At 74.2% G+C, this 25,442-nt stretch carries 24 protein-coding genes and 1 pseudogene; 11 read left to right on the forward strand and 14 right to left on the reverse strand.

The window, feature by feature from the left end; all coding sequences use genetic code 11:
* Nucleotides 1–335 precede the first annotated feature (335 nt).
* Together G011_RS0103780 and G011_RS0103785 are read left to right on the forward strand one after the other, a co-directional pair.
* Nucleotides 336–1,283 (forward strand): NAD(P)-dependent oxidoreductase, encoded by a 948-nt coding sequence (locus G011_RS0103780; RefSeq protein WP_019607306.1) that lies wholly within the window; start codon nucleotides 336–338, stop codon nucleotides 1,281–1,283.
* A 67-nt stretch (nucleotides 1,284–1,350) separates the two neighbouring features.
* Nucleotides 1,351–2,382 carry a LacI family DNA-binding transcriptional regulator gene (locus G011_RS0103785; protein WP_013153062.1) on the forward strand — a complete coding sequence of 344 codons (1,032 nt, stop codon included), beginning with the start codon at nucleotides 1,351–1,353 and terminating at the stop codon, nucleotides 2,380–2,382.
* A 66-nt stretch (nucleotides 2,383–2,448) separates the two neighbouring features.
* Here the strand turns inward: G011_RS0103785 and G011_RS0103790 are convergent, their stop codons facing one another.
* Nucleotides 2,449–3,033, reverse strand: a complete 585-nt coding sequence (locus G011_RS0103790) for a helix-turn-helix domain-containing protein (protein ID WP_019607307.1) — start codon at nucleotides 3,031–3,033, stop codon at nucleotides 2,449–2,451.
* Nucleotides 3,034–3,160: 127 nt separating this feature from the next.
* Here G011_RS0103790 and G011_RS0103795 point away from each other — a divergent pair, with 127 nt between their 5' ends.
* Nucleotides 3,161–3,757, forward strand: coding sequence for a bifunctional 2-polyprenyl-6-hydroxyphenol methylase/3-demethylubiquinol 3-O-methyltransferase UbiG (locus G011_RS0103795; RefSeq protein ID WP_019607308.1), 597 nt, complete (start codon nucleotides 3,161–3,163; stop codon nucleotides 3,755–3,757).
* A gap of 157 nt (nucleotides 3,758–3,914) precedes the next feature.
* Here the strand turns inward: G011_RS0103795 and G011_RS0103800 are convergent, their stop codons facing one another.
* Nucleotides 3,915–4,328: a DUF6069 family protein gene (locus tag G011_RS0103800; protein ID WP_019607309.1), complete on the reverse strand. Its 414-nt coding sequence runs from the start codon at nucleotides 4,326–4,328 to the stop codon at nucleotides 3,915–3,917.
* A 309-nt stretch (nucleotides 4,329–4,637) separates the two neighbouring features.
* Here G011_RS0103800 and G011_RS0103805 point away from each other — a divergent pair, with 309 nt between their 5' ends.
* Entirely contained in the window at nucleotides 4,638–5,822 is a 1,185-nt protein-coding gene (locus G011_RS0103805) for a sensor histidine kinase (protein WP_019607310.1), read from the forward strand.
* Entirely contained in the window at nucleotides 5,810–6,472 is a 663-nt protein-coding gene (locus G011_RS0103810) for a response regulator transcription factor (protein ID WP_019607311.1), read from the forward strand. The genes G011_RS0103805 and G011_RS0103810 overlap by 13 nt, the downstream gene beginning before the upstream one ends.
* Before the next feature lie 588 nt (nucleotides 6,473–7,060).
* Here G011_RS0103810 and G011_RS32930 read toward each other — a convergent pair.
* The 8 genes and pseudogenes from G011_RS32930 to G011_RS0103850 form a co-directional block, all read right to left on the reverse strand.
* Nucleotides 7,061–8,149: pseudogene (locus G011_RS32930) on the reverse strand (OmpA family protein); the annotation flags it as partial.
* A gap of 79 nt (nucleotides 8,150–8,228) precedes the next feature.
* A complete protein-coding gene (locus G011_RS0103820; protein WP_026337992.1) occupies nucleotides 8,229–9,116 on the reverse strand; it encodes a DUF2268 domain-containing protein in 888 nt (295 codons plus the stop codon).
* 111 nt (nucleotides 9,117–9,227) lie between these two features.
* Nucleotides 9,228–9,605 carry a DUF2784 domain-containing protein gene (locus G011_RS0103825; protein WP_019607314.1) on the reverse strand — a complete coding sequence of 126 codons (378 nt, stop codon included), beginning with the start codon at nucleotides 9,603–9,605 and terminating at the stop codon, nucleotides 9,228–9,230.
* 258 nt (nucleotides 9,606–9,863) lie between these two features.
* Entirely contained in the window at nucleotides 9,864–10,952 is a 1,089-nt protein-coding gene (locus G011_RS0103830; RefSeq protein ID WP_019607315.1) for a mandelate racemase/muconate lactonizing enzyme family protein, read from the reverse strand.
* 2 nt (nucleotides 10,953–10,954) lie between these two features.
* The gene (locus G011_RS0103835; protein ID WP_019607316.1) at nucleotides 10,955–11,860 is read right to left on the reverse strand and encodes a 5-dehydro-4-deoxyglucarate dehydratase; all 906 of its coding nucleotides are present in this window, start codon (nucleotides 11,858–11,860) and stop codon (nucleotides 10,955–10,957) included.
* A gap of 53 nt (nucleotides 11,861–11,913) precedes the next feature.
* Nucleotides 11,914–12,873 (reverse strand): sugar phosphate isomerase/epimerase, encoded by a 960-nt coding sequence (locus tag G011_RS0103840; RefSeq protein ID WP_019607317.1) that lies wholly within the window; start codon nucleotides 12,871–12,873, stop codon nucleotides 11,914–11,916.
* Nucleotides 12,870–14,030 carry a dihydrodipicolinate synthase family protein gene (locus tag G011_RS0103845; RefSeq protein WP_019607318.1) on the reverse strand — a complete coding sequence of 387 codons (1,161 nt, stop codon included), beginning with the start codon at nucleotides 14,028–14,030 and terminating at the stop codon, nucleotides 12,870–12,872. The genes G011_RS0103840 and G011_RS0103845 overlap by 4 nt, the downstream gene beginning before the upstream one ends.
* Nucleotides 14,027–15,181, reverse strand: a complete 1,155-nt coding sequence (locus tag G011_RS0103850; RefSeq protein ID WP_019607319.1) for a Gfo/Idh/MocA family protein — start codon at nucleotides 15,179–15,181, stop codon at nucleotides 14,027–14,029. Before G011_RS0103850 ends, G011_RS0103845 begins: the two co-directional genes overlap by 4 nt.
* Nucleotides 15,182–15,517: 336 nt before the next feature.
* Here G011_RS0103850 and G011_RS0103855 point away from each other — a divergent pair, with 336 nt between their 5' ends.
* From G011_RS0103855 to G011_RS30895, 3 genes are all read left to right on the forward strand, one after another.
* Entirely contained in the window at nucleotides 15,518–16,549 is a 1,032-nt protein-coding gene (locus G011_RS0103855; protein WP_019607320.1) for a pirin family protein, read from the forward strand.
* Nucleotides 16,550–16,901: 352 nt separating this feature from the next.
* Nucleotides 16,902–18,446 carry a sodium-dependent transporter gene (locus G011_RS0103860; RefSeq protein ID WP_019607321.1) on the forward strand — a complete coding sequence of 515 codons (1,545 nt, stop codon included), beginning with the start codon at nucleotides 16,902–16,904 and terminating at the stop codon, nucleotides 18,444–18,446.
* Entirely contained in the window at nucleotides 18,446–18,559 is a 114-nt protein-coding gene (locus G011_RS30895) for a methionine/alanine import family NSS transporter small subunit (RefSeq protein WP_019607322.1), read from the forward strand. The genes G011_RS0103860 and G011_RS30895 overlap by 1 nt, the downstream gene beginning before the upstream one ends.
* 83 nt (nucleotides 18,560–18,642) lie before the next feature.
* On the opposite strand, the gene G011_RS0103870 is transcribed toward G011_RS30895, so the two are convergent.
* Together G011_RS0103870 and G011_RS0103875 are read right to left on the reverse strand one after the other, a co-directional pair.
* The gene (locus G011_RS0103870; protein WP_019607323.1) at nucleotides 18,643–19,188 is read right to left on the reverse strand and encodes a type 1 glutamine amidotransferase domain-containing protein; all 546 of its coding nucleotides are present in this window, start codon (nucleotides 19,186–19,188) and stop codon (nucleotides 18,643–18,645) included.
* A 207-nt stretch (nucleotides 19,189–19,395) separates the two neighbouring features.
* Nucleotides 19,396–20,250: a DMT family transporter gene (locus G011_RS0103875; RefSeq protein WP_019607324.1), complete on the reverse strand. Its 855-nt coding sequence runs from the start codon at nucleotides 20,248–20,250 to the stop codon at nucleotides 19,396–19,398.
* A gap of 40 nt (nucleotides 20,251–20,290) precedes the next feature.
* Between G011_RS0103875 and G011_RS0103880 the strand changes: the two genes are divergently transcribed.
* Nucleotides 20,291–21,742, forward strand: coding sequence for a PLP-dependent aminotransferase family protein (locus tag G011_RS0103880; RefSeq protein ID WP_026337994.1), 1,452 nt, complete (start codon nucleotides 20,291–20,293; stop codon nucleotides 21,740–21,742).
* 7 nt (nucleotides 21,743–21,749) lie between these two features.
* Here G011_RS0103880 and G011_RS0103885 read toward each other — a convergent pair whose 3' ends face one another.
* Entirely contained in the window at nucleotides 21,750–22,454 is a 705-nt protein-coding gene (locus G011_RS0103885; RefSeq protein ID WP_026337995.1) for a hypothetical protein, read from the reverse strand.
* A gap of 134 nt (nucleotides 22,455–22,588) precedes the next feature.
* A complete protein-coding gene (locus G011_RS0103890) occupies nucleotides 22,589–23,971 on the reverse strand; it encodes an FAD-binding oxidoreductase (RefSeq protein WP_019607327.1) in 1,383 nt (460 codons plus the stop codon).
* Nucleotides 23,972–24,186: 215 nt separating this feature from the next.
* Here G011_RS0103890 and G011_RS0103895 point away from each other — a divergent pair, with 215 nt between their 5' ends.
* Both G011_RS0103895 and G011_RS0103900 read left to right on the forward strand, forming a co-directional pair.
* Entirely contained in the window at nucleotides 24,187–24,939 is a 753-nt protein-coding gene (locus G011_RS0103895; RefSeq protein ID WP_019607328.1) for an SDR family oxidoreductase, read from the forward strand.
* 58 nt (nucleotides 24,940–24,997) lie between these two features.
* On the forward strand, nucleotides 24,998–25,423 hold the full coding sequence (locus tag G011_RS0103900) for a hypothetical protein (RefSeq protein ID WP_013153039.1): 426 nt from the start codon (nucleotides 24,998–25,000) through the stop codon (nucleotides 25,421–25,423).
* Nucleotides 25,424–25,442: the final 19 nt, after the last annotated feature.

The raw sequence follows: 25,442 nt of genomic DNA on the forward strand, positions 1-25,442 counted from the left end.
GAAAGGGGCTCCGCGGCGGGAGCGGAACCGAGGTGGGGCCGCGGGCCGAGCCGGTGGGGTCCGGGTCCTCGGGTCCCGGCCGCGAGGCGCGGTCTGAGGTACGCCTCGCGGGGACGGATCCCGCGGGGCGGGTCCGGTCGGGCCTGGCCGGTTCTGACCGGGGCCCGCTCCGGAGGGGCCGGGCGGCCCGGGCACGAGGAGCGCAGCACGAAAGCGGGCGGGCCCGGGACCCCCCGATATCAACGTTAGGCCCGCCGCGCGGGGCGGCACCAGTGCCCCGCACGACCTGTGGACAACCCCCCGAACCCGGGGGCGAGGGAAGGAAGACAACACCCATGCGCGTTCTCGTCACCGGCGGCTCCGGACGGCTCGGCCGCAGCGTCGTGGCCACCCTGGCCGCACGCGGACACCAGGTGACCTCCGTGGACACCGCCGCGGCCGACCTGCCCGAGGGCGTCGACGCGGTCACCGCCGACCTGCTGGACCCGGCCGCGCTGGAGGCGGCCTTCACCCGGGCCCGCCCCGAGGCCGTCGTCCACCTGGCCGGGATCGCCGTGCCCTTCGCCCGACCCGACGTAGAGACCCTCCAGGTCAACACCGGCCTGGCCTGGGCGGTGCTCTCCGCCGCCGTCGCCCACGGCGCCCACTCGGCGGTGGCCGCCTCCAGTCCCACCGTCTACGGGTACAACACCCCCTCCTGGGCGCCCCGCTACCTGCCGCTGGACGAGGCCCACCCGGTCACGCCCTGGCACGCCTACGGGCTGAGCAAGGCGATCATCGAGGACACAGTGCGGGCCCTGGCCCGCACCTCCGCCACCTGCGTCCTGTCGTGCGTGCGCCCGGGCTACGTCGTGGCCCCCGAGGAGTGGGAGGGCGCGCCCACCCAGCTCGGGCACACCATGGCCGAGCGGCTGGCCGACCCGGCCCTGGCCGCCACCTCCCTGTTCAACTACGTCGACGCCCGCGACGCCGCCGAGCTGTTCGCGCTGGTCATCGAGAACCCGGCCAAGGTCAGCAGCGGCCAGGTGTTCAACGCCATGGCCCCCGACCCGCTGTCCGAGGTGCCCGTCGACGCCCTGCTGCCCCTGCACCACCCCGGCACCGCCCCGGTGGCCGCCGCCCTGGCCGACGGCCGCGCGGTCTTCTCCTCCCAGGCGGCCCGTACCGCGCTGGGCTGGGCCCCCTCCCGGACCTGGCGCACGCAACTGCGCACCGGGGAGAGCCGCGCTTCCGAGACCGGTTCCGTGGCTGACGGGGCCCGTGGGGCATCAGAGCGTCCGTGAGCTGGTCGAGGGCTCCGCTAGGGTAGGAAAGAGTTTTCCCATGGGCCGAGGCAGGAGAGGGAGCGGCGTGGAGTCCGGTTACGTGACGCTGGAACAGGTCGCCGAGCACGCCGGGGTGTCCCTGGCCACGGCGTCCAGGGTGATCAACGGCAGCACACGCCAGGTCAGTCAGCGCCTGCGCGACAAGGTGACCGCCAGCGCGCGCGAACTCGGCTACCTGGCCAACGCCTCGGCCCAGACCCTGGCCCGCAACAGCAGTGCCCTGGTCGGCCTGCTCGTCCACGACATCTCCGACCCCTACTTCTCCTCGATCGCCGCCGGGGTCACCCGCCACACCGAGGAACAGGGACTGGTCCTGGTGCTGGGCACCACCAACCGCTCCGCGCAGAAGGAGGGCCGCATCCTGGCCACGCTGCGCGCGCACCGGGCCCGCGCGGTGGTGCTGGTCGGCTCGCGCTCCACCGACGAGGAGAGCAACCGGCGCCTGTCCGAGGAGATCCGCATGTTCCGCCGCCAGGGCGGGCGGGTGGCGTGCGTGTCCCAGGAGGGCCTGCCCGCGGACACGGTCACCCCCGACAACCACACCGGGGCCTCCGACCTGGCCCGCCGCCTCATCGCCCAGGGGCACCGGGAGTTCGCCATCCTGGCCGGGCCCACCGACCTCCAGACCGCCCGCGAACGCCTGGACGGTTTCCACTCCGCGCTCTCGGGCGCGGGCCTGGAACTGGCCCACCACAACGTGGTGCACGGCGCCTTCACCCGCGACGGCGGCTACGAGTCCACCCGCCGCCTGATGGCGGTGGGCACCGACGCCACGTGTCTGTTCGCCGTCAACGACGTCATGGCCACGGGGGCGATGGCCGCGCTGCGCGACCTGGGCCTGCGGGTGCCCACCGACCTGTCCGTGGCCGGGTTCGACGACATCCCCACCCTGCGCGACCTCACCCCCGCCCTGACCACGGTGCGCCTGCCGCTGGAGGAGATGGGCGAACGCGCCGCGGTGCTCGCCCTGGACGGCGATCCCAGCGACCAGCCCCGCGTGGTCACCGTGCGCGGCGAGGTCGTCGAGCGCGAGAGCACCGCGCCGCCCACCCGCTGAGCCCCGTGGGCGGCTCCCGCACGCCCCACGCGTGCGGTGCGCTTCCCCGAGCATGCCCGGCGCCCCTCACGAGGGCTGGTAGCGGGCCCTGATGTGGAAACGCTCGCCCTGCGGGCCGAGGATGCTCAGGAACTCGACCGGCCGGGGCTCGGCGTTGCCGAACCAGTGCGGCAGGTGGGTGTCGAACTCGGCGACCTCGCCCGCGGTGAGGACGATGTCCTGGTCTCCCAGCACCAGGCGCAGCCGTCCGCTGAGCACGTACAGCCAGTGGTAGCCCTCGTGCGAGCGGGGATCGGGTTCCAGGTCGTCGGGACCGGCCGGGAGGACCTGCTTGAACGCCTGGAGCCCGCCGGGGTTGCGGGACAGCGGGATGACGGTCATGCCGTTGCGCACGGTCGGCCGCGGGTAGACCCGTGGATCGCCGTTGGCCGGAGCCCCGACGAGTTCGTCGAGCGGCACGTTGTAGGCCTTGGCCAGGGGCAGCAGCAGTTCCAAGCCCGGCCTGCGCCGGCCCGACTCCAGCCGCGACAGGGTGCTGAGCGCGATACCGGTGGTCTCGGACAGTGCGGTCAGGGTGATCCCGTGGTGGTGCCTCAGCGCGCGCAGCCGGGGGCCGACCGTGCTCAGGACAGCGTCGAACTCGTCGTTCATGGCTCGACTGTGCCCGCTTCCTTGCGGTTTCCGCAAAGAACTTTGTCATCCCTCCCTCCGGGGAACAGTGTGGTGCCCGAGACGGCCACGGTCCGCGCACCAGGGCCCACCAGTGAGGAGAAGGACGATGGACGCACGGTTCTGGGAAGAGATGTACGGCAGCCGCGAACAGGTCTTCAGCGGCGAGCCCAACGGGGTGCTCGTCGCCGAGACCGCCGACCTGCCGCCGGGACAGGCCCTCGACGTGGGCTGCGGCGAGGGAGCCGACGCGCTCTGGCTGGCCCGGCGGGGATGGCTGGTCACCGCCGTCGACATCTCCTGGACCGCGCTGCGCCGTGCCGCACGCACGGGTGCCGACACCGACCGCGTGGCGTGGACGCGCGCCGACCTGACCGCCGTGCCGCCGCCCAGCGGTTCGTTCGACCTGGTGTCCGTCCACTACTTCCCCCTTCCCCGCCGAGCGGACCACGCCGCGCTGCGCGGCCTGCTGGCCGCCGTCGCCCCCGGCGGGACCCTGCTCTTCGTCAGCCACGACCTCGCCGACCTGCCGCCGCACCACGACGGCCCCGACCCGCGCGACTTCTACCAGCCCGTCGAGGTCGCCGGGCTCCTCGGCGACGGCTGGACCGTCCTGGTGGACGAGACCCGGGCGCGGCCCGCCCCCGCGCCCGAGGGCGCACGCCACACCCACGACACCGTCCTGCGGGCCCGCCGGGCGGGATGACGCCGCGCCCCGCCCGGTGACCCGCACCGGGCGGTGGCAGGCCCGGCGCGGACTCCGCAACCCCGCCCACGGCCGTCCCGCGCCGCTGCGGTCCCGGCGGGGAGCCCGAAGCGGGCGGGGACGCTCCGCGAACGCCCCCTTGTGCGGGGGCACGGGCTCAGGCGCGGGCCGAGCGGCCCAGGCCCAGGATCAGCACCGCCCCGACCAGGACGTGCATTCCCTCCAGCACCAGCACGACCACCGGCGCGGCGCCGCTGGTGAGGGGTCCGGCCAGGGAGAGCGCGAGCACCGCGCAGGCGGTGACCGTCCACGCCCGCCGGGGCCGCCGCGCCGTGCGCTCCAGCACCGCGAGCAGCCCCCAGGCCGCCGCGGCGCTGAGCAGACCCGCGAAGGCCACGGCCCCCGGCCCCACCGGCCGGGCCTGCCCGCCCGGGAAGGCGGTCAGGTCCACGCCCATCAGCGGCACGGCCAGGGCCCACAGGGCCAGCGGAGCGAGCACCGCGGCGGCCGCGGTGAGTAGCCGCCGGGGGACGGCTGAGGCGGTGCGGGCGGCGGTTTCCGTGGTGGCCATGGTCTTTCCCAACGTCGTCGTCGTGTGGTGCGGCACGGTCTGCTGGACGGAAGGTCCGTCCACGTCCCCTCGGAGGCGAACTCCCGGCCGGTCCCGGTGTCCCGGCCGCCCGGATCGCGCCGCCGGGACACCGGGGCACCGGGACCGCACCGGTGCGGTGTCGGCCCCCGAACGTCCCGCGCCCCACACTCCCCGCACCGGCACCGCCGCCGCATCGGTCCCGGGGCGCGGACGGGGCCGACCGCGGACGGGGCCGTATCCGACTTTGGTCGGTGTCGGGGCGGGAACACCCGGAGCTACGCTGACCTGGTGCCGAGCCCGATCGACGACGAGACCCGGCCCGCGCGCCGCAGCTCGCCGCGGGCCCTGGCCGCCGTGCTCGTCCTGGTCTTCCTCCAGGTCGCGGCAGCGGTCTGGACCCGCTGGGAGGGCCACACGCAGCCCTGGACGCGGGAGCTGGACCTGGCCGTCGGCTTCGTGGTCTGCGTGCTCTCCCCCGTCCTGCTGCGGTGGCCGGTCACCGGCGCGCTGGGCGCGGCCGTCCTGGCCGTCCTCTCCCCCGCCGCAACCCCCGCGGCGGCGCTGGGCGTGCTCCAGGTCGCCCACCGGCGCCCCCTGCCGCTGGCCCTCGCGGTCGCCGCGGCCGCGGTCGCCGCGCACGCGGTCCAGGGACTGTTCCAGCCCAGCGCCCAGATCTCCTACGCCTGGTGGCTGGCCCTGATCACCATCGCCACCGGTGCTCTGGTGGGCTGGGGCGCCCTGGCCCGGGCCCGCCGCGCGCTGGTGATGTCGCTGCGCGAGCGCGCCCGCCGGGCCGAGGCCGAACAGGGCCGCCGGGTGGCCGAGGCGCGGATGCTGGAGCGCACACGCATCGCCCGCGAGATGCACGACGTGCTCGCCCACCGGCTGTCCCTGCTGGCCACCTACGCCGGGGCGCTGGAGTACCGGCCCGACGCCCCGCCCGAGCAGCTCGCCCGCGCCGCCGGGGTGGTGCGCACCGGGGTCCACCAGGCACTGGAGGAGCTGCGCGAGGTGATCGGCGTGCTGCGCGAGGAGGAGCCCGAGGCGTGCGGGCGCCCGCAGCCGGTCCTGTCCGACGTCCCCCGCCTGGTGGAGGAGGCGCGCGGGGCCGGGGAGCGCGTGGAGCTGCGCGACGCGGTGGCCGACCCCGACCGTCTGCCCGCCTCCACCGGCCGTACCGCCTACCGCCTGGTCCAGGAGGGCCTGACCAACGCCCGCAAGCACGCCTCCGGCCAGCCGGTGCGGGTGCGTGTGGAGGGCGCTCCCGGCGAGGGCCTGGTGATCGACCTGCGCAACCCCGTGGCCGGGCCCGCCGGGGCCGCACCGGCCGGGGAGGGGCCCCCTCCGGTGCCGGGCAGCGGAACCGGGCTGGTCGGCCTGACCGAGCGGGTGCGCCTGGCCGGGGGGCGGCTGGACCACGAGCGCACACCCGAGGACTTCCACCTGCACGCCTGGCTACCATGGCCGACGTGAACCGTGCGCCGCGTGTCCTGATCGTCGACGACGACGCCCTCGTCCGCGGCGGGCTGACCATGATGCTCGACGGGGTCCACGGCATCGCCGTGGTCGGTGAGGCCCGCGACGGGGACGAGGTGCTGGCCGCGGCCGACGCCCACCGGCCCGACGTGGTCCTGATGGACCTGCGCATGCCCCGGGTGGACGGCATCACCGCCACCCGCAGGCTGCGGGCGCGCACGCCCCCGCCCGAGGTCGTGGTGCTGACCACCTTCGACACCGACGAGAACATCCTCTACGCGCTGCGCGCCGGGGCCAGCGGCTTCCTGCTCAAGGACACCCCGCCCGCGCGGATCGTGGACGCGGTCCTGCGGGTGGCCGAGGGCGAGCCCATCCTGTCCGCGAGCGTCACCCGGCGCCTGATGGACCGCACCGCCGTCCAGGCCGGGGCCCACGAGCGGGCCCGCACGGCGCTGGCCCGGCTCAGTCCGCGTGAGCACGAGGTGGCCCTGGCCGTGGCCCGGGGCCGCACCAACGCGGAGATCGCCGCGCAGCTGTACATGAGCGTGGCCACGGTCAAGGCCCACGTCTCCAGCGTCCTGGCCAAGCTCGACATGGACAACCGCACCCAGATCGCGCTGCTGGCCCACGACGCCGGACTCGCCTGACCCCGGCCGCCGCTCCGGCGGCGGGTCCTCCAGGGTGCCGAAGGCTCCGGCCTCCATGTTCACGGTGTCCACCCCCAGCGGCGGTGCCGGGAAGTACAGATGGAACTGGTTGGTCTGGCCGGACTCGATCCGGTACGGGAAGCGGACGGGCTCCACGAAGTGGGCTTCGCCGTCCTCCTCGGGCTCACCGATGCGCACCGACCGGTACACGTCGCCGCTACCGGGCTCCACGATGCCGAAGGAGCTGAACCGGCCTCCGTGGGCCCCCTGCTCCCAGAAGTGCGCACCGGTGACGCCGTTGATCGAACGGCCGCTGTCGTTGGTCAGCGCGACGGCGGCGACGATGAAGGCGCCGTCGCGGCGCAGGGAGAACACGTCCAGCGTGTAGTCGAAGCCCTGGCTGTTGGTTCCGGTGGCGGTGGCGACGGGCTCGCGCTCCTCGGCCACGAAGAACGCGGGCGCGGCAGTGTTGCCGGTGCCCACCAGGGCGCTGACCGTCTCCTCCTCACCGGTCTGGCTCTCCTGCTCCACCCGCAGGATGTTGTAGGAGACCTCCACGCGGCGGTTGCGGGCTCGGGCCTCCTCGTCGTCCTCCCCACCCTCCTCGGCCACGGGTTCGGTGGAGCCTCGGCCCTCGGCCACGTACTCGTAGTCCGTTCCGAGCTCGGCCTCCAGGTAATCTCGGACGGCCTCGGCCCGCTCCTGCGACAGGGTCTGGTTGTAGTCGTCCCCGCCCACGCCGTCGGTGTGACCGACGACGGTGATCGGCGGCAGCTCGGGGTCGGCCTTCTCCCGTGTCTCGGCCGCGACCTCGTCCAGGACAGCGGTGGCCTCCTGCGTCAGCTCGGCCTCGTCGAAGGCGAACAGCACGTCCGCGTCCAGGTCCACCCGCTGCTCGGTGGTGGAGGTCTCCCGGACCCTCTCGGCGCTCTCCACGATGCTGTACAGGTCATGGCCCTGCTCGGGGACGGGGCCGTCGGCCACGGGCATGACGATCTCGTCGCCCGGCCGGACGCTCCAGTGGCTGGGCGCCTCCTCGGTAGGAGCCTCATCGGGATTCCACGCGCTTTCCGCGGTGTCCACCGGCAGGCCGGTCATGAGGCCCTGCGTGCCGGGGAAGGACACGCTCACCCGCCGGGTGTCGGCGGGTAGGGGCGGGAAGTGCGCCTCCATCCGGTAGGAGGCGCCGGCGACGACGTAGGGGGAGATCTCCGAACCGACGAAGTCGTCCCCGTTCAGGGCCGGGTAGTACAGCCGTTGGCCCACGGGGTCGATCATGCGCAGGCCCACGGGCGCGTACTTGTGGGAGCCGACCTGGCCGGCGCCGAAGGCGGCGGAGGTGTGGTGCATGTCCCCGTCCTCACCTCCGGGGAACGCGGTGAAGCGCACGACGGTGCGGTCGGAGTGGTTGACGACCTCGTCCACGCGGACGACGGTGTCCGTACCGGACATACGGTTGGTGCCGAGCGCGCCCTCGCGTTCGAAGGGCCCGTCGGGGTAGTCGACCGCGGTGGAGGAGGGTGCGGCGCTGGGCTCCTCTCCGGTCTCCCCGCCTCCGGGGGCGCAGGCGGTGGCCAGGAGGGCGGTTCCCAGGAGGAGGGCGCCGACGCGCGTCGGCTTCCGGAAAACAGGGTGACGTCGCATGGGGGGCTCTCTGCTCGATTTCCGCAACGCCATGTTGGACACCCGGAGTCGCCGTCTCGTTCTCCCGAAGGCGGTGCGACAACGCCACCCGCTCAGAGCCGGAACCCGGCCGTCAGCACCCGTACTCCAGCGCGGTGGCGATGACCCGAGAGCTCTCGACCCTCAGGGCCTGCGCCGCGCTCCGGCCCGTCGCGGCCAGGTAGGCGTCCGCCAGCCTGTTGCCGACGGCGTACCCCGCCCCGGTCGGCAACCCCACCGGGGAGGCGCCGAAGCGCCGCGCGCTGGCGTCGCCGTGCACCCACGCCGTGAAGTTCTCCATGCCGGTCACGCCGAGCCCGGACACCACCTTGTCGAAGACCGCGTCGTCGCACAGGTGCGGCACACCGATGCGGGTGCGGCCGAGTTCGTCTCCGTACAGCTCGCGGGCGAAGGCGTCCGCCAGCCCCTCGGAGACCACGTGCTCGCCGACCGTGACGGCCGCCGGGTCCCACACCACCCCGCCGGGCCCGTAGCGCAGGTTGTGGTGGAGTTCGTGCACTGCGGTGGCCTCCAGCCGCGCCACGTTCTCGGGGAAGGGCCACAGGGTGATCACGATGTAGCCCGACAGCCCGCCGTTGCCGGACACGCCGAGGCAGGGCCCCGTGAAGTGGTCGTCACCGGGGTCCCCGAGCACGAACAGCACGGTGATGTCGGGGACCTCCAGATCCGGGGCCGCCGCCAAAAGCGCGGACAGCGCCTCGTCGAGCGCGCGCCGCAGGCGCTCCCAGGCCCCGGCGTCCGCCAGCGTCTGCAGCGCGTCGAGGCAGCGCTCTTCGTCGCGGTCCAGGGGGAACCCGAACGAGTGCCGGTGCATGTCGGCCAGGTCCACCTCACCGGGGAAGTAGCGGTACATGCCCCGGACGGGTTCGAGCATCGAGCGCAGCAGGTCGGGGCGGTCGGCGGCCGGGGCCCGCAGGACGCGCCGCATCGAGGAGAGGGTGTCGGGAACGGTGATCGTCATGTCCACGAACGCTAGGGGCTAACGCGGCGTCAGGGTCAAGCTCCCGTCGGACCCGCTCCGGGCCGTTCGGGCCGCCGCCGCATGGCCGATGCCGGCGCGGGCGCCGACCGCTCACACCCCGGCCCGTAGCGCCGCACGGCGGCGCAGGACCAGCCACCCCGCGACCGCCCAGGTGAGCGCCACGATCCCGGCCATGACCAGGCGCGAGGTGAGCAGGTGCTCGGGCGGGTAGAGGTTCCCGGTCAGGTAGAAGTCGATGAAGCCGTTCTCCATCGCCGCCCGCCCGGTGCGCGCCCGCGACCAGTTCTCGATCTCGGTCAGGAAGCACGGCCAGTCGACGATGACGATGCCCAGGGCGTAGGCCGCCACCGCCAGGTGCAGCCAGAACATCCGGGGCCAGCGCCAGGCCAGCGCGCCGCCGAACACGACGAAGGCGAGGAAACCGAAGTGCAGGGCCGCCGCGGCGTGGCCCACCAGGAGGGAGGTCATGCCCCGAACCTAGGACCGGGCCGCCCCGCCTGCATCGGTACGCGCACCCGGTCCCCCTGAGTACCCCTACTCTGGTGCCTCCCCTGCCGCCCGACAGCGGGAGGGCGCGCAACCGCCCGCCGACGGCCGCGAGGCCGGAGCCCCGCCACGGGTCGCCCCGCGGCCCTCCCGTCGCCCCGCCCGGCCGGGGAGGGCGCGAAAGGGCCGGGACGCCACCGCCACGGGGCGTCCCGGCCCCCTTCCGGTCGCGACCCGGTGCTAGGGGGAAGCGTCCGCGACCGGTGTGAGCGTGTCGGCGAACACCAGGCCGTGGCCGTGGCCGGTGTCGGCGCGCACCCGGCCCCGGTCGAACTCCACCCCGCTGGGGCGGGCCAACGCTCCCAGCGCGGCGAAGGAGGCCCGGTCGATGTCCTCGACCATGGCCACCCGGGGCAGGCACAGCGCCAGCTGCCCCGACAGCTCGGGCAACAGGTGCGGAGCCACCGGCACGCCGCGGCGCGCCATCGACTCCGCGATCCGCAGGAACGGGGTGATGCCGCCCACCCGCACCACGTTGGGCTGGGCGACGTCGCACACCCCCAGCTCCACGGCCCGCTCGAACTCGGCGGCCGTGCGCAGGTTCTCACCCACGGCGAAGGGCACCCGCGTGCGCTCGCGCAGACGGGCGTGCGCCTCCAGGTCCTCGGCCGGGAGGGGCTCCTCCACGAAGTGCGGGCCGAACTCCTCCAGCGCGTCCAGTGCCCGGACCGCCCCGGGCACGTCCCAGCGCTGGTTGGCGTCCACCATCAGCAGCCGGTCCGGGCCCAGCACCTCGCGCACCGCGCCCACCCGCTCGGCGTCCCGCGCCGGATCGGGTGAGCCGACCTTGACCTTGGCGGCGACGTGCCCGGCCTCCACCCAGCCGCGCACCTGTTCCACCAGGTCGGGCAAGGAGTAGTCAAGGTTCACCCCGCTGCCGTAGGCCGGCGCCGACTCGCGGCGCCGACCCACCAGGTCCACCAGGCTCGACTCCGCCGCGCGGGCGCGCAGGTCCCACAGGGCGATGTCCACCCCCGCCAGCGCCATCAGGGTGAGCCCGCTGGTGCCCGCCTCGCGCAGGTGCCAGCGCAGCTCGTCCCACCGGGCCGGATGGGCCTCGGCGCCCACCAGCGCGGGCCGCAGGTCGTCGTTGACCAGCGCGGCCACCGCCCGGGCCCCGATCAGCGGGGTCCACGCGAAACCCGTGCCGACCAGCCCGGCGTCGGTGGCCACCCGCACCACCACGACGTCGTTGCGGTCCACGCCCCCGTCCCAGGAGCGGTGCAGCGGCAGCCGGAAGGCCCGGGCGCCGACCTCGGTGACGCGCACGTTCAGCCCTCCTTGACCAGGGACAGGCCGGTCTCGATCAGCTCGGCCAGCGCGGACTCCTCCTCGGCGGTGGGGTCGCGGAACGGCGCGCGCACCCCGCCCATGTCCACCCCGCGCAGCCGCGCGCCCGCCTTGACCAGCGACACCGCGTACCCCGGCGTCCGGTCGCGCAGCCGCACCAGCGGCTCGAAGAACTCGCGCATCAGGGTGTCGGCCAGCGCGTCGCCGGAGTGGAAGGCGCGGTAGAAGGCGTCGGCCACCTCGGGCACGAACGCGAACGCCGCCGAGGAGTACAGCGGCACGCCCACCGACCGGTAGGCCGCCACGGTCAGCTCCGCCGTGGGCAGGCCGTTGAAGAAGGTGAACTCCTCACCGCGCAGGTCGCGCACCGCCATCACGATCTGGTGCATCCGGCCCAGGTCGCCCACCCCGTCCTTGATCCCCACCACCTGCGGGATCGCGGCCAGCTCCGCCGCGCTCTGGGGGGTGAACACCATCGACCCGCGCTGGTAGACCACGACCGGGATGTCGGAGGCCGCGACCACGGTGCGCACGTAGTCCACCAGCCCCGACTGCGGCGCGCCCACCAGGTAGGGCGGCAGCAGCAGGATCGCGTCCGCGCCCAGTTCGCGGGCAGCGCGGGCCTGCTCGATGGCGGTGCCCACGCTGCCGCCCGCACCGGCCACCACCGGTACGCGGCCAGCGGTGACCTCCACCGACCGCCGCACCACCGCGGCGTGCTCGGCGGCCGACAGGGCGTGCACCTCACCGGTGCCGCAGGCCGCGAACACCCCGCCCGCGCCGTGCTCCACGCCCGAGGCGACGTGCTCGGCCAGCACGCCCTCGTTCACTTCGCCTTCGGAGTCGAAGGGGGTCAGGGGGAAGAAGAGGATTCCGTCGAAGTTCATGCTTGCTCCTTGAGCTCGGGGGGACCGGGGGCGCGCGTGCGCCCCCGGGGGCCTCACAGGACGTGCTGGACGTGGCGGCGGGCCAGGGTGGCGATGACGTCGTCGCCGTCGGCCGACCAGATCCGCTCGTTGAAGATCTCCACCTCGATGTCGCCGTCGTAACCGGCCGCGTCCACGGCGCGGCGCAGGGCGCGCACGTCGGCGTGGCCGTCGCCGACCATGCCGCGCCCCAGCAGGGCGTCGGCGGGGATGGGCAGCTCCCAGTCGCAGGCCTGGAAGGAGGCGATGCGCCCGCCCGCCCCGGCGCGGGCGATCTGCTCCCACACCTGGGGGTCCCACCACACGTGGTAGGCGTCCACCACCACGCCGACGGCGGCCGCGTCGAAGCGTTCGGCCAGGTCCAGGGCCTGTCCCAGTGTGGAGAGCACGGCGCGGTCGGCGCAGAACATCGGGTGCAGGGGCTCCAGCGCGAGCTGTACCCCCCGCTCCAGGGCGTAGGGCGCCAGCTCGGCGATGCCGTCCGCCACCCGTTCGCGGATGCCGACCAGGTCGCGCTCGCCGTCGGGCATCCCGCCCACGACCATGACCAGGCAGGGTGCGCCGAGTTCGGCGGCCTCGTCGACGGCGCGCCGGTTGTCCTCCAGCGCCGCGGCCCGGTCCGGGCCGGTGAGGAAGCCGCCTCGGCAGTGCGAGGACACGCGCAGCCCGGCCCGGCGCAGCAGGGCGGCGGCCTTGGCCAGGCCCATCTCGGCGACCGGCTCGCGCCAGGTCCCGATGGCGGGCAGTCCGGCGCGCAGGCAGCCGTCCACGGCCTGGGTCAGGTTCCAGTACTTGACGGTGGCCTGGTTGAGCGAGAGCCGTGCCAGGCGCGGGTCGCCCGGTTCGGGGGTGGGTACCGCGGCGGGCTGCCCGGAGGGCACGTCCACCGCTCCGGGTACGACCGCCGCGACGGTGGCCGCGGGCGCGGCCGTCGGCGTGGGGGGCGCCGCGGCGCCCTCGGGGATGGTGCTCACTGGTCGACTCCTGACACCTGGAGGAGCGCCCGCATGCGTGCCGCGGCCAGGTCGGGGTCGGTCAGGGCCCCGGCGGCGTCGGCCAGGCGCACCGCCTGGGCCAGGTGGGGCAGGTCGCGGGCGCTGTGCAGCCCGCCCACCATGTGGAAGCCCTTCTGGTGGCCGTTGAGCCAGGCCAGGAAGGCCACGCCGGTCTTGTAGTAGAAGGTGGGCTCGGTGAACAGGTGCCGGGCCAGCGGGACCGTGGGGTCCATCAGGGCCCGGTACCGGGCGGTGTCGCCCTCGTCCAGGGCGGCCAGCGCGCGGGCGGCGGCCGGGGCGATGGCGGCGAAGACGCCCAGCAGGGCGTCGGAGTGGCCCTGCTCGTCGCCCAGGACGAGGTCGGGGTAGTTGAAGTCGTCGCCTGTGTACAGGCGCACGCCCTCGGGCAGCAGCCGCCGCAGCCGCACCTCCAGCGAGGCGTCGAGCAGGGAGACCTTGATGCCGTCCACCTTCGCCGCGTGCTCGGCGATCAGGGCCGCCACCGGCTCGATCGCCTCAGCCGGGTCGGCGAAGCCCCAGTACCCGGCCAGGGCCGGGTCGAAGGCAGTGCCCAGCCAGTGCAGGATGACGGGCTGGTCGGCCCGGCCCAGCAGGTCGGCGTAGACCTTGGCGTAGTCGTCGGGGCCCGAGGCGACCGCGGCCAGGGCGCGCGAGGCCATGAGGATGGGGGTGGCTCCGGCGCCCTGGACGACGTCGAGCTGCTCACCGTACGCGGTGATAACGCTTTCCAGATCGGCCTGCGAAAGGTCGAGCTGGTCGGTGCCCACCCCGCAGGCCAGGGCGGCGCCGCGCGCGGCGGCCTCCGCACCCGACCTGCGGATCAGCTCGGCGGTGGCCGCCCAGTCCAGGCCCATGCCGCGCTGGGCGGTGTCCATGGCGTCGGCCACGCCCAGGCCCTGGTCCCACAGGTGGTGGCGGAAGGCCAGGGTGGCCTCCCAGTCCAGGCGGGCCGGGGCGCCCGGGGCGTTGGCCGCCAGGGGGTCGGCGACCACGTGGGCCGCCGCGTAGGCCCTGCGCGAGCGGGCGGGGGGAAGCGGGGAGGCGTCGACGGGGGTGCCGCTCAGGGTGTAGGGGGCGGCGGTGCCGTCGGCGGCGGGTAGCAGGAGTGTGCTCATGCGAGGGTGACCTCGTCCAGTTCGATCGTGCGGCCGGTGCGCGCCGACTGGAGTCCGGCCTCGGCCATCTGGAGGCCGCGCGCGCCCGAGAGCAGGTCGTGCGGGAAGGGGGTGTCCAGGACCACGTGGCGCAGGAAGTCCTCCCACTGGGCGCGGAACCCGTTGGGGAACTCGGTGTTGTCGGGCACCGGCTCCCACTGCTCCCGGTAGCGCCCCAGGTCCTCCAGGTCGGGGTTCCAGACCGCCTTGGGCGTGGCCGAGCGGTGCTGGGCGCGGCAGGAGCGCAGTCCCGCCACGGCGCTGCCGTGGGTGCCGTCGACCTGGAACTCCACGAGTTCGTCGCGGGCCACGCGCACGTTCCAGGAGGAGTTGATCTGGGCGATGACGCCGCCGTCCAGGTCGAAGATGCCGTAGGCGGAGTCGTCGGCCGTGGCCTCGTAGGGCCGCCCCTCCTCGTCCCAGCGGCGCGGGATGTGGGTGGCCACCTTGGCGGTGACCGCGCGCACCGGGCCGAACAGGTGCTCCAGGATGTAGTGCCAGTGCGGGAACATGTCCAGCACCATGCCGCCGCCCTCCTCGGCGCGGTAGTTCCAGCTGGGGCGCTGGGCGGGCTGCCAGTCGCCCTCGAAGACCCAGTAGCCGAACTCGCCGCGCACCGACAGGATCCGGCCGAAGAAGCCGCTCTCGACCAGTCTGCGCAGTTTGAGCAGGCCGGGCAGGAAGAGCTTGTCCTGGACCACGCCGTTGCGCACGCCCGCGTCGCGGGCCAGTTTGGCCAGCTCCAGGGCGGCGCTGAGCGTGCTGGCGGTGGGCTTCTCGACGTAGACGTGCTTGCCCGCGGCGATGGCCGCGCGCACGGCGGCCTCGCGGGCGTGTGTGATCTGCGAGTCGAAGTAGACCGTGATGTCGTCGTCTGAGAGCACACCGTCCAGGTCGGTGGACCAGCGCTCGATTCCGTGGCGTTCGGCGATCTCGCGCAGCTTGTGCTCGGAGCGTCCGACCAGGACGGGCTCGGGAATGATCCGGGAGCCGTCGGGCAGGCGTACGCCGCCCGCCTCCCGGATGGCCAGGACAGAGCGGGTCAGGTGCTGCCTGTACCCCATGCGTCCGGTGACGCCGTTCATGGCGACACCCAGCACGTGATCACCCATGGGTTGTTACCACCTTTCCGTATGAAAGCGCTTTCCAGCCTACGGCAAAAACACCCCCGCGCACCAGAGGGGCCCCGGACCTGCCACGACGCGAAGCGCTTCGACACCGGTCCCCGCGAGGCGGACCGTGGGCCCCGGAGCCGTCGCCGACGACACCCACCAGCTCTTCGGCAGCGGCACCGGCGCGGTCCGCCCCGACGGGGGCGCGCCCGCCCTTTCCGCAGGGAATCCGCACGCCCCGCCGAACACGTCCACCCGCGATGGTGACGCGAAACGCCCCCGTGCGCGTTCCCCGACAGGTGCCGGACCGGGGCCGCCTCGACTACCTTCGGCAGGGTGAGCAATCTGGACACCCATCCCGCCGAAGAGCGCGTCTGCGGCGGAGAGGTCGCCCCCGCCGACACCGCCGCCTCCGGCGACACCGAACTCCTCGAACCGCGCGAGGTCCCGCTCGGCGGCCCGCGCGCCATGCTGGTCCGCCGAGCCCTGCCCGGGAAGAACCGCCGCATGGTCGGCGCGTGGTGCTTCGCCGACGTCTACGGACCCACCGGCGTCGCCGACGGCCCCGGCATGCAGGTGCCGCCGCACCCCCACATCGGCCTGCAGACCGTGAGCTGGCTGGTCCGGGGCTCGGTCCACCACCTGGACGGCCTGGGTTCGGACCAGCTGGTCCGCCCCGGCCAGCTCAACCTCATGACCGCCGGACACGGCATCGCCCACTCCGAGCGCTCCCCCGCCGACGCCCCGCCGCTGCTGCACGGCGCCCAGCTGTGGATCGCCCTGCCCGAGGACGACCGCGAGGGACCGGCCCGCTTCGAACACCACGCCGACCTGCCCGCCTTCGACCTGCCCGGCACGGACGCGCCGGGGGCCAGGGTCACGGTGATCGCCGGAGAGGTGGACGGCCGCCGCTCCCCCGCCCGCGTGCACACCCCGCTCATGGGCGCCGAGGTCGTGCTGGAACCCGGGGCCCGGGTGCGCCTGCCCCTGGAGGCGTCCTTCGAACACGGTGTCCTGCCCCTGGACGCGCCCGTGCGGGTCCTGGGCCACACCGTCGAGGCCGGTGCGCTGCTCTACGCGGGCGAGGGGCGCACGGAGGTGGAACTGCGGGCCGAGGAGACCGCGCACGTGCTGGTGATCGGCGGCGAGCCCTTCACCGAGGACCTGGTCATGTGGTGGAACTTCGTCGGCCGCGACCACGACGAGATCGTGCGGGCCCGCCGCGCCTGGGAGGACGACCGGGAGGGCGCCGACGACGCGGAGGGACGGCGCTTCGCCGCGATCGCGGCCGACGACGGAGCGCCCCTCCCGGCTCCCGAGCTGCCCAACGCGCGCCTGCGCGCGCGCCCGCGCCACCGCGGCGCGTAGAACCCCGCGACGATCGGCCGGGGTCCGCCGGGGCGGGGCGCGTCCGCGTGCCACGACCCGCGGACCCCGGCCGATCGTCGCGGTCCCGGCCCCCCACCCGCCGCAAACCGGTCGGCCCCGTCACGGGCGCTCCGCCCGGTGGTCGCCGCCACGCGCGCGGGCAAGGGCGGCTGAAGGTTTCCGGTAAGCACCCCTTGTCGTTTCCGTCCATCGTGCGAGTCTGGACAAAAGGAAACGAAAGGAGCGCCGTGAGGCGACACCCTGGCCAGGCTTCCCGCCCCACAATGCTGACCAGGCCAACTCCTGCTACCGTGCGGATCGCGAACTACGGGATGATTTAGGAGACCTGAACATGGTCCAACAGACTCGCGAGCAGTGGGGATCGCGCGCGGGCTTCCTGATGGCGGCGATCGGTTCCGCCATCGGTCTGGGCAACATCTGGCGATTCCCCTACATCGCCTACGAGAACGGCGGCGGCGCCTTCATGCTGCCCTACCTCATCGCCCTGCTCACCGCTGGCATCCCGCTGCTGATCCTGGAGTACAGCATCGGGCACCGCTACCGCTCCTCCGCACCGCTGTCCTACCGGCGCATCACCCGGCCCGCCGAGGCCATCGGCTGGTGGCAGGTGGCCATCTGCTTCGTCATCGCGGTCTACTACGCCGTGATCGTGGCCTGGGCCGCCCGGTTCGCGTGGTTCTCCATCGGACAGCAGTGGGGCGACGACCCCAACGCCTTCTTCTTCGAGGACTTCCTCCAGACGAGCGAGGGGCCCGGCATGGTCTCGGGCTACGTCGCGGGTGTGGCCTGGCCTCTCGTGGGCGTGTGGGCCGTGGTCCTGCTCATCCTGGCGCTGGGCGTGCGCAACGGCATCGAGAAGGCCAACAAGATCTTCATCCCGCTGCTGGTGGTGCTGTTCCTGGTCCTGGTCGTGCAGGCGCTCACCCTGGACGGGGCCGCGACCGGTCTGAACGCCCTGTTCACGCCGGACTGGGGCGCCATGCTCGACGGCAGCGTCTGGATCGCCGCCTACGGGCAGATCTTCTTCTCCCTGTCCGTGGGCTTCGCCATCATGGTCACCTACGCCTCCTACCTGCGCCGCAAGGCCGACCTGACCGGCTCGGCGATGGTGGCGGGCTTCGCCAACAGCTCCTTCGAGCTGCTCGCGGGCATCGGCGTGTTCGCCGCCCTGGGCTTCATGGCCACCGCCGCGGGCACCGGGGTCGAGGACGTCGCCGCCAACGGCATCGGCCTGGCCTTCGTCGCCTTCCCGCAGATCATCTCGACCCTGCCCGTCGGCGGCGCGCTGTTCGGGGTGCTCTTCTTCGGCTCCCTGGTGATCGCGGGCCTGACCTCGCTGATCAGCATCGTCCAGGTGATCATCTCCGCGGTCCAGGACCGCACCGGCCTGGGCCGCGTCCAGACCGTGCTGCTGGTGGGCGGGGCCACCGCGCTGGCCTCGATCCTGCTCTTCCCCACGCCCGAGGGACTGCACTTCCTGGACGTGTTCGACCACTTCATCAACCAGTACGGCATCGTGCTGGCCGGGCTCGTCATGATCGTGGTCTTCGGCTGGATCGCGCGCAGGCTGCCGATGTTCCAGGAGCACACCAACGCGATCTCCTCGATCCGGCTCGGCCTGTGGTGGAAGGCCACGCTGGGCGTGGTCACCCCGATCCTGCTCGGCTTCATGATGTGGGACAGCCTGCGCACGGAGCTGACCGAGAACTACGGGGGCTACTCGACCGGGTTCCTGCTGGCCGCCGGATGGGGCCTGGCCATCGGCGTGATCGTCTTCGGGATCGTCGTCTCGCTCTTCCCCTGGAAGCGCGCGGACGCCCTGGTCCGCGATGACGCCGACACCGAGGACGCCGTGACCAAGGAAGGGGACCGCTGATGACCACCAGCGCGATCGTCATGATGGTCGTTTCCATGATCCTGTTGTGGGGCGGGCTCATCGCGGCCATCGTCCACCTGCGCCGCCACCCGGAGAAGCCCGAAGAGGGATAGCCGCGCCCGAACACGACGGGGCGGTGGGCGCCCGACCGGCGCCCACCGCCCCGTCGTCGTTTTCCCGCCTTCGCGGCAGCCGCCTACTTCGCGGCGAACTCGCGGACGATGCGCTCGCAGAAGGCGGGCAGGTCGTCGGGGTTGCGGCTGGTGGTGATCCCCTGGTCGGTGACCACCTCCTCCTCCACCACGGTCCCGCCCGCGTTGCGGATGTCGGTGCGCAGGCTGGGGTAGGAGGTCACCGTGCGCCCCCGCACCACGTCGGCCTCCACCAGGATCCACGGCCCGTGGCAGATGGCGGCCACGGGCTTGCCCGCGGCCACGAAGTCGCGCACGAACCCCACCGCGTTCTCGTCCGAGCGCAGGTTGTCCGGGTTGACGGTCCCGCCGGGGACCACCAGGGCGTCGTAGTCGTCCACCCCGACCTCGGACACCACGCGGTCCACGTCGAAGGTGTCCGCCGGTTCGATGTCGCCGTTCATCGCCTGGATCCGCCCGGACTTGAGCGAGACCAGGTCGACGGTGGCGCCCTCCTCGCTCAGCGCCTTGCGCGGTGTGACGAGTTCGACCTGCTCGACCCCGTCCGCGGCCAGAATCGCGACCCGACGGCCGTTGAGCGTGTCGGCCATGGCTGCCCCCTCAGCTGGACTCTTCCGGCACCCTGCGTGCCGCGTTGGCGCCCCTACCCGCCCAGACCGTCCTCTCACACGCCCCGCCGGGGAGGCGCACGCCACGTTCGGGGGATCGGTCGCGCGAACCGGACCCGTCCGCGCGGAGTCGAACCGGCGAAGCCCCCCAGGCCGTACGCCGTGCCGGGCCGGCGCCCATCCGCGTGCTCAGCCGCGCGATCTCTGGGTGACGGCGATGCACACGAGGACGACGACGGCCGTGGCGGGCGCGGCCGGGGTCAGCGGCTCCCCCACCAGCAGCACCGCCCACACCAGGGTCAACAACGGTTGGGCGAGCTGGAGTTGGCTGGCCCGGGCGACCCCCATCACACCCATCCCCCGGTACCAGACCACGAACGCGCCGAACTGCGACACCGCGGCGAGGTAGGCCATGCCCGCGAGCGCGCGCGGCGCGGCGTCCACCGGCTCGGCGGCCAGCGCCCACAGAGCGGCGGGCACGGTCAGCGGCGCGGCGGCGACCAGCGCCCAGGCGATCACCTGCCAGCCCGGCATGCTCGCGGCCAGCCGACCGCCCTCGGCGTACCCGGCGGCGCACAGCACCAGAGCCGCAAGGAGGTACAGGTCGGCCGGGCCGGGTGTTCCGCCGCCGCGCACCAGCGCGAACGCGACGACGACCGCGGCCCCGCACACCGCGGCCGCCCAGAACCGGCGCGAGGGGCGTACCGGGCCGCGGCGCAGAGCGAACACGGCGGTGGTGAGCGGCAGCAGCCCGATCACCACAGCGGCGTGGGAGGTGGAGGACACCTGGAGGGCGAGCGTGCTGAACAGCGGGAACGCCGCCACGCAGCCCAGGGCGACCACGGCGATGCCCGGCCAGTGGGCACGGTCGGGCAACGGCGCGCGGACCGCCGCGAGACAGCAGCCCGCCAGCGCGGCGGCCAGCGCGCACCGGACCACCGCCACGCTCCAGGGACCGAAGCCCTCCAGGGCCCACGCGGTGGCCGGAAGGGTGAACGAGAACCCGAGGACGCCGAGCGCGGCGCACAGTGTCGCGCCGAGCACCGCTACTCCGCGCGGCGCGATAGCGCTATCTTTAACCTTCATGAAACAGCGTAGCAGTGTGCGGGAACTGACCGCTTTTCTGCGCAGGGAGGTCGACCGCTACTCCCCCGGAGAAAAGCTGCCGTCGAGCCGGGCACTGGTGGAGCGCTACGGCGTGAGCCCGGTGACCGTGTCGAGGGCCGTCGCGGCGCTGGTCGCCGAGGGTGTGGTGGTCACCCGGCCCGGCGCCGGGGCGTTCCGGGCGGGCGGGAACATCCCCGAGCGCGCGGTCGGCGACACCTCCTGGCAGGAGGTCGCGCTGAGCGCCGAGACGGCGGCGGCCTCCGGCGAACCGGTCCCGCGCACCGTGGACGCCTCCGGGGTGCTGGCCACCCTGACCCCGCCCGACCTGGGAGTCGTCGTGTTCAACGGCGGCTACCTGCACCCCGACCTCCAGCCCGAGCAGGCGATGGGCGCCGCACTGGCCCGCGCGGGACGGCGGCCGGGCGCCTGGGCGCGGCCGCCCGCGGAAGGAGTGGAGGAGCTGCGCGGCTGGTTCGCCCGTCAGATCGGCGGCTCCGTCGGCGCGGCCGACGTGCTGGTCACCGCGGGCGGGCAGAGCGCGCTGACCACCGCGCTGCGCGCCCTGGCCCACCCGGGGGCGCCCGTTCTGGTGGAGTCGCCCACCTACCCCGGTCTGCTGGCCATCGTGCGTGCCGCGGGCCTGCGGCCCGTCCCCGTCCCGGTGGACGCCGAGGGGATCCGCACCGACCTGTTGGAAGAGGCGTTCGCGGCCACCGGCGCCCGGGTGCTGGTGTGCCAGCCGCTCTTCCACAACCCCACCGGAACGGTCCTGGCCCCCGCCCGGCGGGGCGAGGTGGTGCGGATCGCGCGCGCCGCGGGCGCTTTCGTGGTGGAGGACGACTTCGCCCGCCACCTGGCGCACGCCGACGCCGCAGCCCCGCCGCCCCCACTGGCGGCCGAGGACCCCGACGGCACCGTGGTGCACGTGCGATCGCTGACCAAGGCGACCTCGCCCAGCCTGCGCGTGGGTGCGATCGCCGCGCGGGGACCGGTGACGCGGCGCCTGCGCGCGATCCAGCTGGTGGACAGCTTCTTCGTGGCGCGCCCCCTGCAGGAGGCCGTGCTGGAGCTGGTCGGCTCGCCCGCGTGGGGCCGCCACCTGCGCGCGGTGGCGGCGGGCCTGCGCGAGCGCCGCACGGCCATGGCCGCGGCCCTGGCGCGTGAACTGCCGGAACTGGCGGCGCCGCACCTGCCCGCGGGCGGACACCACCTGTGGCTGCGGCTGCCCGGTGAGACCGACGAGACCGCGCTCGTGTCCGCGGCACTGCGCGCCGGGGTGGCGGTGGCCGCAGGCCAGGCCTACTTCCCGGCGGAGCCGACCGCCCCGCACCTGCGGCTCAGTTACGGAGGCGCGGCCGGGACCGCCGAGATCACCGAGGGGGTGCGCCGCCTGCGCACAGCGTTCGCCGGTACCGCACCCGAGGAGTGAGGAACGCCTACCCCAGGGTGTCCTGCGCGCTCTCCCAGACACCGGCCGGAACCCGCTCCAGCAGGCTGATCGCCGCGTCGGCGCGCTCCCGGACACGGCCGGTCTCCAGCGCTCCGCGCTCCCAGGCCACCAGGTACCGGCCGCCGAAGCGGAACGGGCACACGCCCTCCCGCGACAGCAGCCACTCCCGCACCGGCTCCCCCAGGACGGTCGCCGCGAAGGCCCCGTCAGCGGCCACCACGGCGAACCGCTCGTCGAAGGCGGCCTCACCCGTGCTCCAGGCGCGGGCGCCGCCGGTACGGGGCTGGGGCGCACCGGCTCCGGTGTCCGCCTCCTCCACCTGGAGCAGCGGCACGCCCGCGGGCAGGGCCACCGCCACCACGGTGTACACGTGCGCGACGGTGCGGTGGCGCTGCTGGGGATGGGGCGCGGTGTAACCGTACTCGTAGGCCAGGACCCGGCGGCCGCGCAGTTCGGCGCACAGCACGTGCCTGGCCCGGGCGTTGGACCGCCGTTCCAGGAAGGGGACGCCCTCGAACCGGTCGACCAGCTCGGGCCGCTCGCGGTCGTAGCGCCACCCCTCACGCGAGGCCCACAGGGTCAGGCCGCGGGAGCGGCGGCGTTCGGAGGCCGAGCCCGCGACCGCCGCTCCGACCACGCCGACGACCACCAGGGCCGCGATCACCAGAACCAGGACGGTGGTGGTCTCCATGGGGGTCTCCTCGTGCGCGGTGCGGTTCCTGCCCACTGAGACGCCGCCCGCTCCCCGACCGGTTCCACCCTTCTCACGACCCCGCACCCCGCCGTCCGCGGCCCGCCCGGCCCCACGCGGTCGGCCCCCGTCGGCTACGACGCGGCGAAGACCTTGCCCGGGTTGAAGATGCCCCGCGGATCCAGGGCGTCCTTGACGGCCCGGTGCATGGCGAGCACGTGCGGGCCCATCTCCCGGGCGGCGCCGCGCATCTTCAGCAGGCCCACTCCGTGCTCGCCGGTGACCGTGCCGCCCAGGGCGATCGCCTCGTCCACGATCACCTCGAAGGCCTCCTGCGCGCGCTTCTTGGCGTCCTCGTCACCGGCCGGGACGATGAACAGCGGGTGCAGGTTGCCGTCACCGGCGTGCGCGATGTTGCCGATGCGGGTGTCGAAGCGCCTGCCGATCGCCTCGATGCGCTCCAGCATCAGCGGCACCTTCACCTTGGGCAGGCACATGTCCTCGGTCAGCAGCGGGCCGAGCCGCTCCAGCGCCGGGTAGGCCAGGCGGCGGGCCTCGAACAGTGCCTCGGCCTCCTCCTCATCGGTGGAGCGCACCGCGTAGACCGCGCCCTCCGCCTCGAAGCACGCCAGGATGCGGTCGGCCTCCTCCTCGCCCGCCGCCCCGGGCTGGTCGCTGCGCGCCAGCAGCAGCACCTCGCCCTCGGCGGACAGGCCCATGTTCTTCCACTCGTCCACCGCCTGGAGGCAGAACCGGTCGATCAGCTCCATCGCCGAGGGCACCACCCCGGCCGCCGAGACCGCCGCGACGGCCCTGCCGGCCTCCACCAGGGAGTCGAAGTAGCCCACCACGGTGTGCTCGGTGCCGGTGCGCAGCGGCCGCATCCGCAGCGTCACCTCGGTGACCAGGCCCAGCGTCCCCTCCGAGCCCACCATGAGCCCGCACAGGTCGTAGCCGGTCACGCCCTTGGCGGTGGTCCGGCCCAGCCGCACCACCTCGCCCGAGCCCACGACCGCCTCCATGCCCAGCACGTAGTCGCGGGTGACCCCGTACTTGACGCAGCACAGGCCGCCCGCGTTGGTGGCCACGTTGCCGCCGATGGTCGACCAGGGCGCGGAGGCCGGGTCCGGCGGGTACCACAGGCCGTCCCGGGCCACCCGTTCGCGCAGGTCGTTGTTGACCACGCCCGGTTGCACGGTGGCGGTCTGCTGTACGGGGTCGACCTCCAGGACACGGTTCATCCGCTCGAAGGAGACCACGACCCAGCCGTCCACGGCGTTGGCCGCCCCCGACAGCCCCGTCCCGGCTCCGCGCCCGACCACGGGGACGCCCAGTTCCGCGCACACGGCCACCGCGGCCGCCACGTCCTGGGTGTGGCGGGGGCGCACGAGCGCGGCCGGGCTGCCGTGGGGAGCCCACTCGGCCTCGTCGTGGGAGTAGCCCTCAAGGACGGCGGGGTCGGTGACCACCTGCTCCGCGCCGACCGCTGCCGTCAGTCTCCCGGCGATCCCGGACATGGCACACTCCCTCACCGCTCGCTCGGCCGCTCCGCTGCGCCGACGCCGCCAGCACTCTAACCGGACACCGGGCGCCGAAGACACCACCGCCCCCCTGGTCAGGGCGGTCGGCGGCGCGCCCCGCCGCGGACACGCCCGGAGGCGTCCCAGCGGGGACCGACGCGCCCGGCCCCCCGAGACCTAGCATGGGTCCTCCGGGAAGCGAAGGAGCGCCCATGAAGACAGTCCTCGTCACCGGCGGCACCGGCACTCTGGGACGGCCCGTCGTGGAACGCCTGCGCCGGGCCGGGCACCAGGTGCGCAGCCTGAGCCGCCACCCCGATCCGGAGGACCCCGCGTCCTTCGCCGTGGACCTGCGCCGGGGCACCGGGCTGTCCGACGCGGTCCAGGGCGTGGACACCGTCGTGCACTGCGCCAGCACCCCCGCGGGCGGCGACATCGAGGCGGCCACCCACCTGATCCGCGCGGTCCGCGAGGCGGGCGTGGCGCACCTGGTCTACGTCTCCATCGTCGGTGTGGACCGGGTTCCGCTGGGCTACTACAGGACCAAGCACACCGTGGAGAGCGCTCTGGCGGCCTCCGGCCTGGGGTGGACGGTGCTGCGCGCCACCCAGTTCCACGACCTGGTGCGCAGGCTGTGCGCGGGCGCGGCCCGCCTGCCCCTCATGCCCGTCCCCGACGTGGACGTGCAGCCCGTGGCGGTCGAGGAGGTCGCCTCCCGCCTGGCCCACCTGGCCGACCGCCCTCCGGCGGGGCGCGTGGCGGACATGGGCGGCCCGCGCGTGGAGTCCTTCCGCGACCTGGCCGCGGCCTACCAGCGCTGGGCGGGGACGGGCCTGCGGACGGTGCCCGTACGTCTGCCGGGCGCCGTCTTCGCCGCCTACCGAGCCGGAGGCCACCTGGCCCCGGACCGGGCGGTGGGCAAGGTGACCTTCGCGGAGTTCCTGGCCGACCAGAACCCCGAGTGAACAATTTGTTGAAAATTATTAGTTGACAACAGAGGGTTTACGTCCCCATTCTGGAGGCATGAGCGAGGAACAGCACGAGAGCGCCTTCACCCGACCCGACCCGCGAAGCGCCCGCCGCATGCGCACCCACGAGGCGCTGCTGCGCATCACCGAACGCCACGCCACCGGCGAGCACCGCACGCGCTGGGACGAGGCGCGCATGCCCATGGCGCCCCTGGACGCCCTGCGGCGCGTCGCCGACCTGGCCGCGGGCGGCGCCCAGCCCGACCCCGACGCTCCGGCCGTGGACCAGGACGACCTCACCGCCGCCCTGACCCTGGTGCCCTGGGCGCGCGCCGAGTTCGACCAGCTGGAGGCCGGACTGCTGCAGATGTCCAAGGGACGCGGCATGACCTGGCAGGAGATCGCCTTCGGCCTCGGGCTGGGCTCGGCCCAGGCCGCCCGTCAGCGCCACGACCGCCTCCTGCGGCGCGGCGAGAGCTGAGGAGCCGGGCCCGGTCCGG

Origin of the sequence: Nocardiopsis sp. CNS-639 (assembly GCF_000381685.1) — a bacterium.
Taxonomy (GTDB): Bacteria; Actinomycetota; Actinomycetes; order Streptosporangiales; family Streptosporangiaceae; genus Nocardiopsis; species Nocardiopsis dassonvillei.

Coding starts and splice junctions, on each gene's coding strand:
- G011_RS0103800 (WP_019607309.1), bottom strand. CDS start 4,328: ATGGCCACCACGGAAACCGCCGCCCGCACCGCCTCAGCCGTCCCCCGG.
- G011_RS0103880 (WP_026337994.1), top strand. CDS start 20,291: ATGAAACAGCGTAGCAGTGTGCGGGAACTGACCGCTTTTCTGCGCAGG.
- G011_RS0103845 (WP_019607318.1), bottom strand. CDS start 14,030: ATGAGCACACTCCTGCTACCCGCCGCCGACGGCACCGCCGCCCCCTAC.
- G011_RS0103900 (WP_013153039.1), top strand. CDS start 24,998: ATGAGCGAGGAACAGCACGAGAGCGCCTTCACCCGACCCGACCCGCGA.
- G011_RS0103780 (WP_019607306.1), top strand. CDS start 336: ATGCGCGTTCTCGTCACCGGCGGCTCCGGACGGCTCGGCCGCAGCGTC.
- G011_RS0103790 (WP_019607307.1), bottom strand. CDS start 3,033: ATGAACGACGAGTTCGACGCTGTCCTGAGCACGGTCGGCCCCCGGCTG.
- G011_RS0103835 (WP_019607316.1), bottom strand. CDS start 11,860: ATGAACTTCGACGGAATCCTCTTCTTCCCCCTGACCCCCTTCGACTCC.
- G011_RS0103895 (WP_019607328.1), top strand. CDS start 24,187: ATGAAGACAGTCCTCGTCACCGGCGGCACCGGCACTCTGGGACGGCCC.
- G011_RS30895 (WP_019607322.1), top strand. CDS start 18,446: ATGACCACCAGCGCGATCGTCATGATGGTCGTTTCCATGATCCTGTTG.
- G011_RS0103795 (WP_019607308.1), top strand. CDS start 3,161: ATGGACGCACGGTTCTGGGAAGAGATGTACGGCAGCCGCGAACAGGTC.
- G011_RS0103870 (WP_019607323.1), bottom strand. CDS start 19,188: ATGGCCGACACGCTCAACGGCCGTCGGGTCGCGATTCTGGCCGCGGAC.
- G011_RS0103860 (WP_019607321.1), top strand. CDS start 16,902: ATGGTCCAACAGACTCGCGAGCAGTGGGGATCGCGCGCGGGCTTCCTG.
- G011_RS0103850 (WP_019607319.1), bottom strand. CDS start 15,181: ATGGGTGATCACGTGCTGGGTGTCGCCATGAACGGCGTCACCGGACGC.
- G011_RS0103885 (WP_026337995.1), bottom strand. CDS start 22,454: ATGGAGACCACCACCGTCCTGGTTCTGGTGATCGCGGCCCTGGTGGTC.
- G011_RS0103810 (WP_019607311.1), top strand. CDS start 5,810: ATGGCCGACGTGAACCGTGCGCCGCGTGTCCTGATCGTCGACGACGAC.
- G011_RS0103825 (WP_019607314.1), bottom strand. CDS start 9,605: ATGACCTCCCTCCTGGTGGGCCACGCCGCGGCGGCCCTGCACTTCGGT.
- G011_RS0103820 (WP_026337992.1), bottom strand. CDS start 9,116: ATGACGATCACCGTTCCCGACACCCTCTCCTCGATGCGGCGCGTCCTG.
- G011_RS0103890 (WP_019607327.1), bottom strand. CDS start 23,971: ATGTCCGGGATCGCCGGGAGACTGACGGCAGCGGTCGGCGCGGAGCAG.